We start from the raw sequence: 16,327 nt of genomic DNA, 5'->3' as shown, positions 1-16,327 counted from the left end.
GCCCGACCGATTCCCGACTGTCCGGTCGGTCGGTAGCCGCCGACGAGCCTCCTCGACAAAGTCGACGTTCTCACCTGACAGCAAACAAGCTGTTCAGCACTCAGTCGTAAGTAGACAGACGGATGGCGATCATGGAGGCATCTAGCCAACCGCGCGGTCGGTCGCGTACCTTGAAGAACTGATCGGTCGACGGAAAGCGCGAAGACCGGAGCGACCAGGAGGCCCCGAGGTGAACGCGAACGGTACGCAGAGCCTCGCCGCGCGCGTACGCGAGTTCATCGACCATCAGGTGATTCCGGTCGAACACGCCGTCGAGACCGATCCCCACGTTCTGGTGACCCTTCGCCGAGCGGCCCGCGAAGCGGGCGTGTTCGCCCCGTCGGCCCCCACCGAGTACGGCGGCCTGGGCCTGTCGATGCTCGACCAGACCGACGTGCTGGAGGAGTCCGGCCGGAGTCTGCCCGGCCCGCTCGTGATGAACTGCGCCGCGCCCGACGAGGGCAACATGACGCTGCTGGAACACGTCGCCACACCCGCGCAACGTGAGCAGTACCTTCGCCCGTTGGCCGCAGGCGACGTTCGCTCGGCGTTCGCCATGACCGAACCAGCCCCCGGCGCCGGGTCGGATCCCACCGCGCTCGCCACGTCCGCCGTACGCGACGGCGACGACTGGCTGATCGACGGCCAGAAGTGGTTCATCACCGGCGCCGACGGAGCGGGCTTCTTCATCGTGATGGCACGCACCGGCGCCGACGCCGCGACGATGTTCCTCGTCGACGCCGGCAACCCCGGCCTGACGGTCGGCCGGCACATCCCGACCATCGACGCCGGGTTCACCGGCGGGCATTGCGAAGTGCTGCTGGAACGGTGTCGCGTACCGGCGTCGGCGGTGCTGGGCGAGGTCGATCGCGGCTTCGCCAACGCCCAGGTCCGGCTCGGACCCGCCCGCCTGACGCACTGCATGCGCTGGCTCGGTGTCGCCCGCCGCGCACACGAGATCATGCTCGGCTACGTCGTCGACCGGGAGCTCTTCGGTAGCCGGCTCGCCGATCTCGGCCTCGCACAGCACCTCATCGCCGACAACGAGATCGACCTCGCGGCGTCCCGGGCGCTGATCCGCACCGCCGCCGTGGCACTCGACCAAGGCAGCCGGGCGAACCACGAGACCTCGATCGCCAAGACGTTCGTCTCGGAAGCCGTCGGCCGCGTCGGCGACCGCTCCGTCCAGTTGTGCGGCGCGCAGGGTGTCTCCCACGACCTGCCGCTGGCGCGGTTCCTCGCCGAGGTACGCCCGTTCCGCATCTACGACGGCGCGTCCGAGGCGCACCGCTGGGCGGTGGCCCGTCGTGCGGTCCGGCGGTACGAGACGGCCCGATCCGGCAAGCGGTCGCATGACTGACGAGGCAGACCTGCCAGGTCTGCCCTTCGATCGGTTGGCGGCATACCTGGGCGAGCATCTGTCTGATGTGGACTCAGCCGCACCGTGGCAGGCCCAGTTGCTCGCGGGCGGCCGCAGCAACCTCACCTACCGCATCGGCCAGGGCGCCCGGTCCTGGGTGCTGCGCCGGCCGCCGCTCGGCCATGTGATGCCCAAGGCACACGACATGGCCCGCGAGTATCGCGTCCTGTGCGGCCTCGATCGCACGGCGGTGCCGAGCGCACGGCCGTATCTGCTCTGCGAGGACGCGTCCGTCATCGGTGCGCCCTTCCTCGTCATGGAGCACGTCGAGGGCGTCGTGCTGTCGTCGGCGGCGGACTGCGCCGGCCTCTCCGCCGAGCGCGCCGCGGCGATCTCCGACGTCCTCGTCCGGACGCTGGCCACGCTGCACGATGCCGACCTCACCGGCACCGGCCTGGAGACCTTCGGGCAACCGGCCGGCTATCTCAGTCGCCAGGCCGCGCTGTGGACGGCCCAATGGGAGCGCACCAAGGTACGCGACCTGCCCGGGTTCGACCGGCTCGCCCGCTGGCTGGCCGAGCGCACCGACGCGTACGCCGATCGGCCCGCCACGCTCGTGCACGGCGACTACCGCCTCGACAACCTCATCCTCGCGCCCGACACCGCCCGCGTACGCGCGGTGCTGGACTGGGAGATGGCCACCCGCGGCGATCCGGTGTGCGACCTCGCGCTCCTGCTCGTCTACTGGACCGAGCCCGGCGACACCTTGCGACGACGCGTACCGGTGGCGCTCGGGGTGACCGACCGGCCGGGGTTCGGCGATCGCGCCGCCGTGCTGGGCGCGTACACCGCTCTCCGCCCGGTCGACGGCGACCACCTCGACGTATGCCTGGCGCTGACCTGTCTCAAGCTCGCGGTCATCATGGAGTCGATCTACTTCCGCCATCTCCAGGGCCAGCACCTGGGATCGGACGCGGCCGGCATGGCGGAGGCGTCCGCCGCGCTCGTCGAGCTGGGCCTGCGCGTCGCCGACGGGCAGGGTGTCGCCGCATTGGGCTCGTGACGAGACCTGATTCCCCGCCTGACGGCGCGGCCTACCATGGCACGTCGGAGCCCAGTTCGAGGAGATCACATGGCCGTTTCACGACCGGCTCGCACGGCGTCGCGTACGCGTCGGCCGCGCACCGCGGACGACCGGCGTACCGAGATCGTCCTGCAGGCCTCCGAGCTGTTCGACGACGTCGGCTATCACCTGACCTCGATGGACGACATCGCGCGGGCGGTGGGCCTCGCCAAGCCGACGCTGTACCACTACTTCCCGAGCAAGGACAGCATCCTCCTCGCGATCCACGAGGAGTTCATCTCCATCCTGCTCGGCCGGCAGCGACAGCGGCTGGAACGGGATGATCGCGATGTCTCCGATCTGCTGCTCGACGTCATGGTGGACATCTGCGACCTGATGCGTACGCACCGCGGCTACGTCCGGGTGTTCTTCGAGCATCACCGCGAACTGCCGGAGGCCTCCCGGCGGGAGGCGCTGGCGGCGCGCGACGCGTACTTCGACTCCGTCCGGGGGCTGTTCGAGCGCGGTCGCACCGAAGGCTTGGTCACCGGCGATCCGATGCTCAGCTCGATGGCGCTGTTCGGCATGTGCAACTGGGCGTATCAGTGGTACGACCCACGCGGGACGCTCACTTCGCTGGACGTCGCCCGCTACTTCCATCGGGTTCTGCTGCACGGCGTCGGAACGCCCCCCAGCCGGCCATAGCGCAGGCGATGACCGTCTCCAGCTCGGCCCGGCCGGCGCCGTCGCGGGCCTGGATCGACAGGCCGTGCACCACGGTCGTGTAGAACCGGGCGATCGCGTCCACGTCGTCCGCCGGGACTTCCGCGTCGGCGGCCAGACATTCACGGATGGCCTCGAACTGGCTGTGCCGCCGGTCGGCCAGGAATTCGCGTACCCGATGGTTCTCCACCGCCCCGGTGGGCGCGGCGAGCACGAGCAGGCACCCACGCGGAGCGTCTGGGCGAGTGATCTCGTCGGCGGTGGCGCGCAGCATCGCCTCGATCGCGACGCGGGCGGACGGCTGGTCACGCAGCGCGCGCCGGGGCGCGGCGCCGGAGAGCGTCCCGTACAGCGCGACCGCCTGGCGGAACAGGTCCTCCTTGCTGCCGAAGCACGCGTAGATGCTGGCCGAGGCGATCCCCATGGCCCCGGCCAGGTCGCTCAGCGAGGTTCCTTCGTAACCGCGCTCCCAGAACACCTCCAGTGCCTGCCGCAGGGCCACGTCCGCGTCGAAGGCGCGCGGTCTGCCACGAGAAGCCATCCCTGTACCCCTAGATATTTGCCGTTCGATCCAGAATACCTTGACGTCGCGTGGGACCGCTGACAGTATTTTTTGGTCGTTCGAAAAAATAATCGAAGGAGCACCGCATGCGCGCCCTCCAGCAGACCTCGCTCACCGGCCCCCAGGACTTGCGGCTCATCACCGACGCACCCGAGCCGGAGCCGGGACCAGGCGAGGTGCTGATCCGCGTGACCGCCGCCGGGATCAATTTCGCCGACCTGGCCCAGGCATACGGCACCTTCGCCAACGGCCCGCAGCCGCCGTACCTGGCCGGTTTCGAGGCCGCCGGCCAGATCGTCGCGGTGGGCGACGCGGTGACCGGGCTGGCCCCCGGCACCCGCGTGGTCGGTACGAACGTCTTCGGACTCGGCGCGTTCGCCGAGTACATGTCCCTACCGGCCGTCGCCGTGCTGCCGGTGCCCACCGGCTGGTCGGACGAGCAGGCGTTGGGGCTGACCGTGAATCATCCGACGGCGCTGGCCACGCTGCGGCCGCTAGGCGGACTCGCCGCCGGGCAGACGGTGCTGATCCACGCGGCCGCGGGGGCGACCGGCCAGGCGGCGGTGACCATGGCCAAGCACTATGGCGCGACGGTGATCGCCGCCGCGTCGCCCGACAAACACCACCTGCTCGCGAACGCCGATCACGTCGTGGACTCGCGTGCCGAGGACCTCGCCGACCAGGTGCTGCGGCTGACCGACGGCACCGGCGTCGATCTGGTGCTGGAATCGGCCGGTGGAACAACGTTCGAGGCCAGTTTGGCGGTGGCGAAACGGGTCACCGGCCGGGTCGTGGTCATCGGCAGCGCGGGCGGCGATGCGACGCTGAGTAACTGGGATCTGATCTACCGGCATCAGGTCCAGGTGATCGGATTCAACCTCGGCGTCCTCATCCAAGCCGCGCCGCACGTCTTCGGCGAGGTCATGGGCGAACTGTTCGCGCTGATCGCCGCCGGGGTCCTACGCCCCACTCAGCCGACGATGTTCGACCTGGCGGACGGCCCCAAGGCACTGACCGAACTGCAAGCCCGGACGACCGTCGGCAAGCTGGCCTTGCGCCCCTAGGCGTCGACACCGTCGGACCTCGGCTGAAGCAGCCGCGAAGCCGAAATGAAGCGGCCGGTCTGTTCAGTGTGGCCCATGTTGCGTCGTCTATGTGTTGTCTTGACCGCCGGGCTGCTGGGCTTGTTCACCGGCGGCGTACCGGCTCACGCGATCGTCGGCGGCGGCGTGCTGCCCGCCGCCGACGCCGGATATCTGGTGCGGCTCAACGCCGCCGGAGTGCAGGCGTGCACTGGCGTACTCGTTGCGCCGCAATGGGTTGTCACGCTGGCCAGCTGCTTCGCCGCCAACGGCAAGGTCGCCTCCGGGCCACCTCCACGCCCGACGACGGCCGAAGTCGCCGGGTCGCAGCTGTCGATCGTCACGGTCGTTCCGCATACCAGCCGGGATCTGGCGCTGGCGATGTTGTCGCTGCGAGTGCTCGACGTGGCACCCGTGCCGATCACCGGCACTCCGCTCGCTGCGGGCGACGCCGTACGGGCCGCCGGATACGGGCGTACCGGCACGGTCTGGGTTCCGGATAAGGCGTACGTCGCCGACGGGACGGTCGACGCGGTGACCGCCGACTCGTTCACCTGGGCGACCTCCACCGCCGCGGCCTGCCAAGGCGATGCCGGTGGCCCCGTGCTGCGTACGGGCGGTCAGCCGGAACTGGCCGGCCTCCTGCTCGACTCCGGCCAGGACGGCTGCCTCAGCGCCACCACCACCGGCCACGGCGCGACCGCGGTACGCCTCGACGACGTGGCGCCGTGGGTCGCGACCACGACACGAGTCGACCCGGCCGCCGGTTTCACCGCCCCGTACCACAGCTCGGCCGGCATCGGCTCGTTCGACCTCGCCGACGCCCGCGACCAGGTCGTCCCGTTCGACTTCGACCACTCCGGGAAACTCGACCACCTGCTGATGTACCGGCCCGGGACCGGGTTCGTCCAGATCGTCCGGCAGAACTCCGACCACACCTTCACCACGATCCTGTCGAGCACGTCCGGCATCGGCGGCTACGACCTGATGAATGCGAAGGACCGGGTCCTGGCCTACGACTACGACCACTCCGGCAAGCTCGACCACCTGGTGCTGTACCGGCCCGGCGACCGCATCGTCCACGTTCTACGACGTGACGTCGGCACCCGATACCTGCCCGTGTACGCCGACGCCACCGTCGGCATCGGCACCTGGAACCTGGGCGACTCGCGCGACCAGATCGTGGCGTACGACTACGACCACTCAGGCAAGGCCGACCACCTGCTGATCTACCGGCCGGGCACCGGTCTGGTGTCGATCATCAAGCACGGCACGGGCAACACCTTCAGCAAGGTGTTCGCCAGCACGACCGGGATCGGCGGCTACGACCTGAAGGGCAACGCCGACCGCATCCTGGCCTTCGACTACGACCACTCCGGCAAGGTCGACCACCTGGTGCTGTACCGGCCGGTCGCCCGGACCGTCTGGATCCTCAAGCACGGCGCGGCCAACACGTACACCGCCGTCTACAACGCGACCACCGGGATCGGCGGCTACAACGTCGGAGCGGCCGAGGATCAGCTGCTCGCCTACGACTACGACTACTCCGGTAAGCGCGACCACCTGGTCGCGTACCGGCCGGGGACCGGCATCGTGTGGATCCTGCAGCACGGCACGGGCAACACGTTCACCGCCGTGGTCACCAGCAGCACCGGCATCGGCGGATACAACATGCTCAGCACGGCCGACCGGATCGTCGCCTTCGACTACGACCACTCCGGCGGGGCTAACTACCTGCTGGCCTACCGTCCGGCGGGCAAGACGATCTGGGCCGTCGGCCGCGCCGGACTGCGCTTCACCACGGTCGTCGCGCCCCGCCCGATCGAGGTCCGCGACACCCTCGTGGAGAAGTTCGCCTATCCCGGCGCCGCCGAGATCCTCGCGCAGCTCAACGTACGGCTCATCGCCGGCGACGGGCACATCCTGCTCGCCGACTGCACGACGCCGCCGGTGAACAACGTCGGCGTGATCCAGGTGTGGACGACCGAACAGGTCGGCCCAGACGCGTCCGGGCACATCTGTTTCAAGGTCACCGCCGCGACCGGGCGGCTGGACCTCCAGGTGCCCGGCGTGTTCGAGATTCGCGGCGACGGACAGCAGACCGGCTACGGGCACGGCCTCGTCGCCGTCGTCGACACCGCGTCGGCCGCACCGATCACCGTCGTCGTCAATCCGTCCGGCAGCACCCAGGTGGGGCAGGGCGCGGATCCGAGCAACGAGCCGACGACCCTGTTGCAGCTGCGGGTGCCGGCCTGATGGGAAGCGTGATGAGAATGAGGACAGCCCGGGCGTTGACCGCCCTGACGCTGATAGCCGGCCTGCTGGTCGTACCGCCCGCCGCCGATCGGTCCGCCGCCGCTGTGTCGGCAGACTGCGATCGGACACCGGTGATGATCGCCTGGCAGAGCGGCGGATCGCAGGTCCGTGCCGCCGCCGAACAGGCGCTGCTCGGCGGCGACGCCGACGTCTGCGCCTTTGTGGACACCACCTGGGCCGGCCGGGCCAAGGTCGACGAACGCCTGGCCGTGAACCAGCTCATGGCCGGCGGTGGACCGTCGGTACGCGCCGCCGCCCAGCAGGCGTTGGACGCCACCGACCCGGCCGCCCTGGGCGCCTTCCTGGACTCCGGGTGGCGCCAGCCATGGCTGCTCGATCAGCGGCTGCGCATCAACCAGATGATGGCCGGCGGTGGCGCTCAGCTCCGCTCGGCGGCCCAGAAGGCGCTCGACAACGGAACATCGGCGGCGCTGGCCACCTTCCTGGACTCGGGATGGCGGCAGCCCGAGTACACCGACCAGCGGCTGCGTACCAATCAGATCCTCGCCGCGGGCGGGCCGGAGGTGAAGGTAGCCGCCCAGCGCGCCCTGGACGCGGGCACGCTCGACGCGCTGACCCGCTTCATCAACGTCGACTGGGGCGTGGCCGCCGCCCGCGACCAGGAGACCCAGACCCTGACCGATCTGGTCAAGGCCGCCGAGGTGGCCGGGGCACGGGCCGAAGTGGAGACGACGGCGGCCAAGGCCGAATCGCAGCGGGCGGTCGCCGAAGCCGACGCCGCCCGGAAGGCCGCCCAAGCAGCGGCGGCCGCAGCCGCTCAAGCACAGGGCAACGCCGCCGTCGCGGCAGCCGAATCCCAACGAGCGGCCCAGGCCGCCGACCGGGCGGCCGCAGCAGCGCAGGAAGCCGTCGCCGCAGCCCGCGCCGCCAGCGCCGCAGCTCGCGTCGCGGCCGGCGCAGCCGCACGCGCAGCCACCGCCGCTACGCGTACCGGGCAGGCTGCCGCCCGCGCCTATCAGGCCGCAGCGCTCGCGGCGACGAGCACCGCCGAGGCCCAGCGTGCGCGGGACGCCGCAGTACTGGCTCGCAAAGCCGCCCAGCAAACCCAGCAAGTCGCCGAGGCCGCCCGCCGAGCCGGTGAGGCCGCGTTCCTCGCCGCGTACGCGGCATCCGAAGCCGAAGGCGCGGCCAACGCCGCCAACGCGTCGGCACAGGCCGCCCGCGAAGCCGGTGACTGGGCCAATCAAGCCGGTGCGGACGGAGCGGCCGCTCGCGCCGCTGCCGCACGGGCTCAGGCCAACGCCAACCGGGCCATCCGGGCCGCACGCGCCGCCGCCGCGTACGCCAACACCGCCGGTGACGCGGCGATGAAGGCCCGCGACGCCGCCAATCGGGCGGTCGCCAACGCCAACACGGCCGCAGCCGCAGCAGAGGACGCGGCCGAACACGCGGGCGAATCGGCACAGGCCGCCGCGCGGGCGACCGCCCACGCCAACGCCGCCACGCTCGCCGCTCAGGACGCGGTCGCCGCAGCCGTCCAAGCCCAGGCCGTCTACGAAGCCGGCCGGGCCGCCGACGCCGAACGCGTCCAGATCGCGTACGAACAAGGCGATGAGGCCGCGCGGGCCATCGCCGAACAGGTCACCGCGCAGCAGGCCCGCGCCGCCTGGGACGCCGAGCAAGCGGCCCGCCGGACCGCGGAGACCAACCGGCTGATCACCGTGGCCAGCGATCCGGCCACCCCGACCGCCGACGCGGTCCGGGCGGCCCGGCAGGTCGCGCTCACACTGTCCAATGCCGACGGATCCTGGACCCGGGCGGCGGCGCGTCACGCTCTCGCCGGCGACGACGCCTTCGTCCTGGAGTTCGTACGCACCGGAGTGGCGGTCGCGGCCGGTCAGGACGACCGGGCGACCCTGGCCGGGCTGATGGTCACCGGCACCGACGCGATGCGTGCCGCGGCCCAGACCGCGCTCGCCGGCTCCGACGCCGACGTGGCGGCCTTCCTGCGTACCCGCGACTATCCGCAGCGGGCAGCGGAAGACCGGTTGTCGGTCAACCAGATCCAGGCCGCCGCCCGGGACCGGGCTGACACCGCCACCGTCGAGTACGCCCAGCGCGCGCTCGACGCCGGCACCGCCGCGGCCCTTCGCCAGTTCCTGGAGGTCACGCAGTACGCGGCCGCCGCCACCGACCGGCGTCTGAAGGTCAATCAGATCCTGGCCTCGCCCGACAGCGGTCCCGAGGTCGCCGCCGCCGCCCAGATCGCGTTGGACGGCCCACCGGCGTTGCTGGACAAGTTCCTCGACGTCGACCGGTACGCCGCCGCGCAGCGCGATCAGGACACCGCCGCCCACGACGCGGTCGTGTCCGCCTTACTGGCCCAAGCCACCCAGGTCGCCAACCTCGCAGTGCAGAACGCGATGCTGGCCCAGCAGACCGCCGCAACCGCCCGGGGCGCCGCCGCCGAAGCCGCCGGGTACGCCCAGGAAGCCGTCGCGGCAGCCACCACGGCGGCCGGCTATGCCCAGCGGGCTCAACAGTCGGCGGCACTCGCCGAGCAGTCGGCGGCACGGGCTGCCGCCTCGGCGCGTACCGCTGTCGCAGCCGCGCAGTCGGCCACCGGCTCGGCCCGGCGGGCCGCCCAGTCGGCGGCGTGGGCCACCGCCTCAGCCGAACAGGCCGCAGGGTACGCCACCAACGCGATCGCTTCGGCGCAGCGGGCGTACGACGCGGCTCTGGCCGCCGGGCGCAGCGCGCAGCAGGCCGCGGAGGACTTCACCGTAGCGCTGAACGCCGCCAAGCAACTCGGCGCGGACGAGGCCGCCCGCTGGGCGCAGCGGGAAAGTCAACGGTGCCAGGCGCCCGGCGTGCCCGACCCGCAGGGCTGTCTCGCGCAGGTCTACGAGATCATCGAGAATCCGGCGCGGGTCGCCTATCTCAACGCGGGCACGTGCGAGCTGTTCTACCAGCAGGGCAGCCAGCTCTACAACGCCTGCCTGAAGGATGTGCTGAACCCGAACTTCCAGGCCACCCAGGAGCTGACGCTCCTGACGGCGTTCCTGGCCGACCTGACCGCGTTCTACACCGCGTTCGCCGGGGTGATCAGCCTTGTCGCCGCCGCGTACCTGGGGGCCGGGTTGGCCGTGGGGCTGGCCGCCTGCGCCGTCTGCGCGCCCATCCTGGAGTTCTTCGCCCCGGTGCTGTCGCCGGAGTTGGTGGGCGTCCCGCTGTTCCTCAGTCCGGCCTTCGCCGGCGGAGGCGGCGTCGTCGCCGGGACGGCCATCGGCATTCGCGCTGCGGCTTGGCTCGAACGTCTCGGCGTCCAGGCCCGCGCCGAGGAAGGAGCACTGGCGAGGTTCGTGGCGGCCTTGCGGCAATCCTGTGGCCCCAACAGTTTCACTGCCGATACGAAGGTCCTGCTCGCCGACGGGACCAGCAAACCCATCAGCGAGATCCGTCTCGGTGACCGGGTGCTGTCCACCGACCCGGCATCGGGGGTCACCGAATCCGAACCGGTCACCGCCACGATCGTCGGCAGCGGCGTCAAGCGGCTCGTCGATCTCACCGTCGGCGCCGACGCGACGGCGAAGGACGGCACGGCGACGGTGACCGCCACCGACCGGCATCCGTTCTGGGCCGCCGACCTTCGGCAATGGGTCGGCGCGGCCGAACTGCAATCGGGACAGTGGCTGCGCACCAGCGCCGGAACCTGGGTCCAGGTCACGGCGACCCGGCAGCACACCGAGCCGGCCACCGTCCACAACCTCACCGTCGCCGGGCACCACACCTACTACGTCCTGGCCGGGACCACGTCGGTCCTCGTCCACAACCAAGGCTGGACCGTCCCCGACGACTTCATCATCCTGCGTGGCGGCACTGGAGATTGGCCGCCGCCAGGGACCATCATCTCCGGCGTCATGGGTGAGTCCGTCGAGGACGCGGCGATGGCGCTGGCGTGGGGCAAGATGCGCGTCACGACAGCCGGCGAGATCCGCGCGGCCGGCGGAACGGTGACCTACGCTCCGGAGCTGACCCGGGCCGGGCTCATGAACTACAAGCACGTCAACGTCGTCCTCGGCGCGACCAACCCGTTCAGCGCAACGATCTACGACAACCCCGTCGCACCCGCACGGATGCGTATGCACATCATGGCACTGGGCGTACCGCGGTGCTGACCGCGACGTCTCGATGACCCGAGTGGCCGCGGAGAGAGCTCCGCGGCCACTCGCGCAGCTCGCGTACCGGCGCTGACAGCCGAGTCAGGGGCCGACCGGCGGCGGGTACGCCGGAGTGGCCGGGGCCGGGCGGAAGTACCGATTACTACTCGGCGCGGCGAGCACGGCGACCAGGATCAGCAAGCTGAGGGCCCACAGCACGGTGGCTGGAACCTGCAGCAGCTGGATCCAGGCCGGCTGCGCTTGCGCGATCGCGTCGGCGACCTCGGTCCCGGTGATCGTGCCGCCGCTGGACAGCTCCGCGTCGGTCGGCATCCCTGACGAGACGGTGGAGCAGCCGAAGTAGCACAGATCCAGACCGGCGGTCACCCAGAGCAGGACCCGGGCAGGCTGCTTGCCCGCACTCGCCAGCATGCCGTTGATCAGGTAGCTGGCGGCGAAGGCGAACAGCACGAGCGAGCTGAAGGCTACGCCGATCACGTAACCCGAGGTCATCGCGTCGACGTCGCTGTCGGACCCGCCGCGCGTACGGCTGCCGATCAGCTCGTCGATCGCGTCGAGCTGCCCCTGGAGAGTCAGCCAGCCGAGGACGACGGTCAGCACGTCGAGGGTGGCCGCGACGAGCGCGAGGACAAGGGCGGCGGACACAGTGGCCGGACGGGCCGGTCGCGTATCGGTCAAGGTCACGTGCAGCACGCTACGAGCGGGTTCCCGCTGCCGGAACGGTTTCGAGCCGGCACCGGACAACTACCGGACAACCCCGGTACGCGTACATGACAATATGGACTGTGGGCCGTCCGGAGAAGCCGATCGAGATCGTCGACGAGGTCGCGGCGTTCGCCGCCGAGCTGCGTAGCCTCAAGGCGGCACAAGGTTCGCTGACCTACCGCGACCTCGCCGCGCGTACGCACTATTCGCGGACGACGCTGGCCGAGGCGACCGCGGGCAAGAAACCACCGAGCCTGCCGGTCGTGCTGGCCATCGTGCGGGCCTGCGGTGGCGACCCCGGGCTCTGGCAGGCCCGCTGGGAGAAGATGCGCCAGCGGGCGGCGAACACCCCGGTCCTGCTCTCGGCGCTGCCGGAGCAGCAGGTCGCGGACGGGTCCGAGCCGGAGGCCGCCGGCTGCGGTGCGGACGCCACGACCGCGATCGCCCGCAAGATCGCCTGGCACGAGCGACGGCTCAACCTGGGTCAGGTCGAACTGCGGTACTCGGCGCGGCAGGGCGCCGCCTGGGCCCGGTTCGAGGGCTACGGATCACTGGACCACCTCGCCGGCCAACGACAGGTCGACATCGAGGTGGCCGTCGTCCGCGAGTCCGACGACCGGCGCACCTCCGTACGCGAGGCGTACTGCTTCGACTATCACTGGTGCGACATCCTGCTCAGCCAGGGACGGCTCCGCGCCGCCGCCCGGATCCTCATCGACGACCACGTCGTCGCCGAGAGCAGCACACCCTGGTTCGCCCTCGGCTGAGCAGCGTCGGGGCCGCCGTCAGAAACTGCTGAGCAGCTTGACGAACGCGTCGTCGATCAGCTGCGGGTCCCGTGCGTCGAACGCCTTGCCCGAGGCGGCCTTGGCGATCGCTTCCAAGGTCGCCAGGTCCGACCCCTTGTCGAAGGCGATGCAGAAGATCTTCACCGGGCGGTCGGGGTCCAGCGCGACATCCTTGAGCAGGTTCGCCAGCTTGTTGTCCTTGGCGTACTCGTTCTCGCCGTCGGTCAGCACCACGACCGCGTTGATCCGCGTTCGGTCGTAATGATCGAGCATGTAGGAGTGGGCGGCACGGATGGTCGTGTAGAGCGCGGTCGCGCCACCGGGACGCAGTCCACTCAGCCGGTCCGAGAAGTGCCCGAGGTCCAGCCGGGACAGCGGCACCTGCTGCTGATAGGGCGCCGCGCTCGAACCCTGCTTCTCCGACGAGAACGACCACAGCCCGACTTGATCGGCGGAGTTCAGCAGGGCCAGGCCCTTCTTCGCCGCCGACGTCGCCATCGCCAGTCGCGTCTTGGACCCGACCTGGTTCGTCATGGAACCCGAGACGTCGATGGTCATCAGGATGTTCGCCTTCTTGCGCAGCGTCGACCAGCTGTCCAGGATGCCCTGGACCACGGTCGGCGACGGCGGCTTGAAGTACGGGCGCTTGTCCGTCTCGTGGCCGCCGACCACCTTAGTCAGCTCCGCGGAGGCCACCTGCTGGTGATCGCGGAACCCCAGCCCGGCGAACGCCCGCTGCTGCGGCGATTCCTGCAGGAACGCCAGGAAGTCGGCCGCCGCCTTCTGCTGCGCGGTCGAAGCACCCGGCAGCACGACGTACGGGTGATCGAGGTTGAACGTGCCCTCTTTGGGATACAGCGCCACCAACGGCTCGTGCGGTTTCTCCCCCTGCGGGCTGAGCCGGCCCTCGTTGTACAGGTAGACGAGTTCCTCCTGCGTCACGACCGCGCTCAGATCCGACTCGCCCTCGTCGACTGTGGACGGGTCGGCGGCGGCCAGCGACTTCAGCAGGTCCACGACGTCGTCGCTGTAGTGCGACACGTTCGCCTCGATCCGGCGGACGAACTGGGTCACCTGCGGTGCGCGTACGTCGGCGTCGGTCAGATCGCTGGAGGTTCCGGTCGCCGCGTAGTAGGTCGCGATGGTGGCGGCCAGGCCCGAGGTGGACAGCCGGGGGTTGTCCTTGCCGAAGGTGAACCGCTTCCATTCGGGCTTGCCGAAGGCCGCCCAGCCCTCGTCCCCGGACAACCCGAGGATGTCGCCCCAGCCCAGCTCGCCCCGCTGTTGCAGCACCCGGGCCTTCGTCGCGGGCATCGCGATGACCAGCGGGCTGTTGGCGATCGACGGGTACTCCCCCGGAGTCTGCTCCGGCCGCTTGGCCGCCCGGTCGCGCAGTTGCAGCTGACCGGTCCACAAGCTCGACGTCGGCAACCACACCTGGGGTTTCGGGATGCCGCCCGCAACAATGGCCCAGTCCCCGGCCAGCGTCTCCATCGCCTGACCGGAGTTCAGCCCGGCCACCGTGACGTCCGCGCACTGCCCGCCGAAACGCCGTCCGCTCTTGTCGTACCGGCCGGCCAGCTCCGCCACCAGATCGTTCTTCTCGGTGGAGGAGACCACACCGAGCGCCACGCAGTCGCTGCGATCGGTGTCGAGCCGCACGTACAGGTAGGAACCCGCGATCACCGCGAGCCCGACCACCACGGCGACGGTCACCGGGAGCCATCTGCGGCCGGATGCCATGCGTTCCTCCTCTGTCGCGGGCTGAGCGTCTCGGGGCTGAGTATCGCGGGGCTGAGTATCGCGGCGGCGCGGGTGTCAGTCCCGCCCGGTGTCGCGGTCCATGGCGAGTGCGACGGCCAGCCGCACGAAGTAGCCGACCCCGGCGGCGATCACACCGGTGGTCGCGGAGCGAGCGGCATCCGCCGAAGCGATGTAAATCGCCGCGAAGCCGACCGCGCCGAGAACGATCGCCGCCGCGATCCCGATCGGGTCGCCCAGCTGCCGCAGCAGGCGCCGAAACCCGCCGACCGGCGCGACGGCCACCCGGGTCGGCGAGGGCACCGGCACCGCGGCCGTCGTCGGCACCGGCAGCACGCTCGGCTGCGGCCGCGTCGCCGCAAGGGGCGCACCCGGCCCCATACCCCCGGCAGCCCCCGCAACGGAACCGCCCGGCCCCACACCCCCGGACGACGCAGCAACGGAAGCGCCCGGCTCCGAAGCAACGGTCGACGCCGCAACGGAAGCGCCCGAAGGCGAGGCTGGGAGCACGGCGGTCGCCGCGACGCTCCCCGCCTTGAGCACCGTGCCCAGCGGCTCCTCGGCCACGGCCGGCGCACCGGCGTCGGCGCGGCCCAGCAGCCGTAGCAGCAACTGCTCGGAAGTCGGGCGAGCGTACTGGTCCTTGGCCAGCGCCTCTTCCACCAGATCCAGCAGCGGACCGGACAGGTTCGCCAGGTCCGGCGGCTCGTGCAGTACGCGGGCCATCACGGTGGCCAGTGAGTCGTGGCCGAACGGTCCGCGCCCCGATGCCGCGAACGCCATGGTCGCCGCCCAGCCGAAGACGTCGCACCGCGGGCCGACGTCGGCGTTGTGGAAGCGCTCCGGCGCCATGTACGGCACCGTGCCCATGACGTTGCCGGTCAGCGTGTGCGTGTTCAGCGCCCGCGCGATGCCGAAGTCGATGACGCGCGGGCCGTCCGCGCCCAGGATGACGTTGTCGGGCTTCAAATCACAGTGGACGATCCCCGCTTGGTGGATCGCCGCGAGGGCGGTCGCCGTGCCGACAGCGAGCCGGTAGAGCGCGTTGCCGGTGACCGGGCCGTGGTCGCACACCTGGCGGTGCAACGTCGGGCCCGCGATGAACTCGCTGGCCACGTACGGCTGCTCGGCGTCCAGGTCGGCCAGCAGGACTTGGGCGGTGCAGAACGCGGCTACCCGGGTCGCGGCGGCGATCTCCTTGGCGAACCGGGCCTTGGCCCTCGGATCCTGCTCCAGGTCGATGCTGAGCATCTTGACCGCGACGTGCCGGTCTCCGCCGTCCAGGCCCAGGTAGACGATCCCTTGCCCACCCTGCCCCAGCCGGCCGAGCAACCGGTACGGTCCGGCCGACCGGGGATCGTGCGCGGCCAGCGGCGTCAGGTTCGGCAGCGGGACGGCCATCAACTCCCCTGAATCTCGATGATCAGCATGCGAGGCAAGGATAACGTCGCCTGTCCATCGTGACTGGACCTAGGCCGGGTGCGGCCCGGGCGGCTGCGCGTCAGCTCGGCGTCGACCGCCGGCGTTCGGCGTCGGCCAGGCCGGGGATGACGAAGTCGGGCACCGCGTCGCCGGCGGCGATGTGCGCTCGGACGTGCTCGATCATCCGGCCGGGCGTCGCCTCGACATGGCTGGGGTAGTCGCCGGCCTCGTCGGCCGGATACCGGACGCAGGAGAAGCACACGACGCCGTCGTCGGTGTCGTAGATGTAGACCGCCGAGTCGTAGTCATGGGGCCGCCCGGGACTGCTCCACCGCACGTAGCTCACCCCCGCAGAGTAGGCGGC

The 16,327-nt window shown here is 70.8% G+C and carries 12 protein-coding genes; 7 read left to right on the top strand and 5 right to left on the bottom strand.

Annotated features, from left to right (window positions below):
* Nucleotides 1-229 precede the first annotated feature (229 nt).
* The 3 genes from AB0M47_RS03845 to AB0M47_RS03835 all read left to right on the top strand — a co-directional run bounded on the left by AB0M47_RS03845 (nt 230) and on the right by AB0M47_RS03835 (nt 3,167).
* Nucleotides 230-1,399, top strand: a complete 1,170-nt coding sequence (locus AB0M47_RS03845) for an acyl-CoA dehydrogenase family protein (protein ID WP_363407891.1) — start codon at nt 230-232, stop codon at nt 1,397-1,399.
* Nucleotides 1,392-2,462, top strand: a complete 1,071-nt coding sequence (locus AB0M47_RS03840) for a phosphotransferase family protein (RefSeq protein ID WP_363407888.1) — start codon at nt 1,392-1,394, stop codon at nt 2,460-2,462. The genes AB0M47_RS03845 and AB0M47_RS03840 overlap by 8 nt, the downstream gene beginning before the upstream one ends.
* Nucleotides 2,463-2,531: 69 nt before the next feature.
* Entirely contained in the window at nt 2,532-3,167 is a 636-nt protein-coding gene (locus tag AB0M47_RS03835; protein WP_363407885.1) for a TetR/AcrR family transcriptional regulator, read from the top strand.
* On the opposite strand, the gene AB0M47_RS03830 is transcribed toward AB0M47_RS03835, so the two are convergent.
* Nucleotides 3,091-3,726 carry a helix-turn-helix domain-containing protein gene (locus AB0M47_RS03830; protein WP_363407882.1) on the bottom strand — a complete coding sequence of 212 codons (636 nt, stop codon included), beginning with the start codon at nt 3,724-3,726 and terminating at the stop codon, nt 3,091-3,093. The two genes, AB0M47_RS03835 and AB0M47_RS03830, sit on opposite strands and share 77 nt — an antisense overlap.
* Nucleotides 3,727-3,833: 107 nt before the next feature.
* Between AB0M47_RS03830 and AB0M47_RS03825 the strand changes: the two genes are divergently transcribed.
* From AB0M47_RS03825 to AB0M47_RS03815, 3 genes are all read left to right on the top strand, one after another.
* On the top strand, nt 3,834-4,811 hold the full coding sequence (locus AB0M47_RS03825; protein ID WP_363407879.1) for an NADPH:quinone oxidoreductase family protein: 978 nt from the start codon (nt 3,834-3,836) through the stop codon (nt 4,809-4,811).
* Between the two features lie 99 nt (nt 4,812-4,910).
* Nucleotides 4,911-7,085 carry a S1 family peptidase gene (locus AB0M47_RS03820; protein WP_363407876.1) on the top strand — a complete coding sequence of 725 codons (2,175 nt, stop codon included), beginning with the start codon at nt 4,911-4,913 and terminating at the stop codon, nt 7,083-7,085.
* Nucleotides 7,086-7,102: 17 nt separating this feature from the next.
* Entirely contained in the window at nt 7,103-11,284 is a 4,182-nt protein-coding gene (locus tag AB0M47_RS03815; protein ID WP_363407873.1) for a polymorphic toxin-type HINT domain-containing protein, read from the top strand.
* Between the two features lie 84 nt (nt 11,285-11,368).
* On the opposite strand, the gene AB0M47_RS03810 is transcribed toward AB0M47_RS03815, so the two are convergent.
* Nucleotides 11,369-11,971, bottom strand: a complete 603-nt coding sequence (locus AB0M47_RS03810; protein WP_363407870.1) for a hypothetical protein — start codon at nt 11,969-11,971, stop codon at nt 11,369-11,371.
* Between the two features lie 101 nt (nt 11,972-12,072).
* Here AB0M47_RS03810 and AB0M47_RS03805 point away from each other — a divergent pair, with 101 nt between their 5' ends.
* Entirely contained in the window at nt 12,073-12,759 is a 687-nt protein-coding gene (locus tag AB0M47_RS03805; protein WP_363407867.1) for a helix-turn-helix domain-containing protein, read from the top strand.
* 18 nt (nt 12,760-12,777) lie between these two features.
* On the opposite strand, the gene AB0M47_RS03800 is transcribed toward AB0M47_RS03805, so the two are convergent.
* The 3 genes from AB0M47_RS03800 to AB0M47_RS03790 form a co-directional block, all read right to left on the bottom strand.
* Nucleotides 12,778-14,523 (bottom strand): extracellular solute-binding protein, encoded by a 1,746-nt coding sequence (locus AB0M47_RS03800; RefSeq protein WP_363407864.1) that lies wholly within the window; start codon nt 14,521-14,523, stop codon nt 12,778-12,780.
* Nucleotides 14,524-14,598: 75 nt separating this feature from the next.
* A complete protein-coding gene (locus tag AB0M47_RS03795; RefSeq protein WP_363407861.1) occupies nt 14,599-15,942 on the bottom strand; it encodes a protein kinase in 1,344 nt (447 codons plus the stop codon).
* Nucleotides 15,943-16,042: 100 nt separating this feature from the next.
* Nucleotides 16,043-16,309 carry a hypothetical protein gene (locus tag AB0M47_RS03790; RefSeq protein WP_363407858.1) on the bottom strand — a complete coding sequence of 89 codons (267 nt, stop codon included), beginning with the start codon at nt 16,307-16,309 and terminating at the stop codon, nt 16,043-16,045.
* Nucleotides 16,310-16,327 lie beyond the last annotated feature (18 nt).

Source organism: Hamadaea sp. NPDC051192 (genome assembly GCF_040682475.1).
Classification (GTDB): domain Bacteria; phylum Actinomycetota; class Actinomycetes; order Mycobacteriales; family Micromonosporaceae; genus Hamadaea; species Hamadaea flava.
The sequence above is the reverse complement of the archived record's forward strand: the minus strand, read 5'-3'. Positions and strand labels throughout refer to the sequence as shown.

Bases quoted from the DNA above. Each gene is read 5' to 3' on its own strand.
- AB0M47_RS03830 (WP_363407882.1), bottom strand. From the start codon at position 3,726: ATGGCTTCTCGTGGCAGACCGCGCGCCTTCGACGCGGACGTGGCCCTG.
- AB0M47_RS03795 (WP_363407861.1), bottom strand. From the start codon at position 15,942: ATGGCCGTCCCGCTGCCGAACCTGACGCCGCTGGCCGCGCACGATCCC.
- AB0M47_RS03815 (WP_363407873.1), top strand. From the start codon at position 7,103: ATGAGGACAGCCCGGGCGTTGACCGCCCTGACGCTGATAGCCGGCCTG.
- AB0M47_RS03825 (WP_363407879.1), top strand. From the start codon at position 3,834: ATGCGCGCCCTCCAGCAGACCTCGCTCACCGGCCCCCAGGACTTGCGG.
- AB0M47_RS03800 (WP_363407864.1), bottom strand. From the start codon at position 14,523: ATGGCATCCGGCCGCAGATGGCTCCCGGTGACCGTCGCCGTGGTGGTC.
- AB0M47_RS03835 (WP_363407885.1), top strand. From the start codon at position 2,532: ATGGCCGTTTCACGACCGGCTCGCACGGCGTCGCGTACGCGTCGGCCG.
- AB0M47_RS03840 (WP_363407888.1), top strand. From the start codon at position 1,392: ATGACTGACGAGGCAGACCTGCCAGGTCTGCCCTTCGATCGGTTGGCG.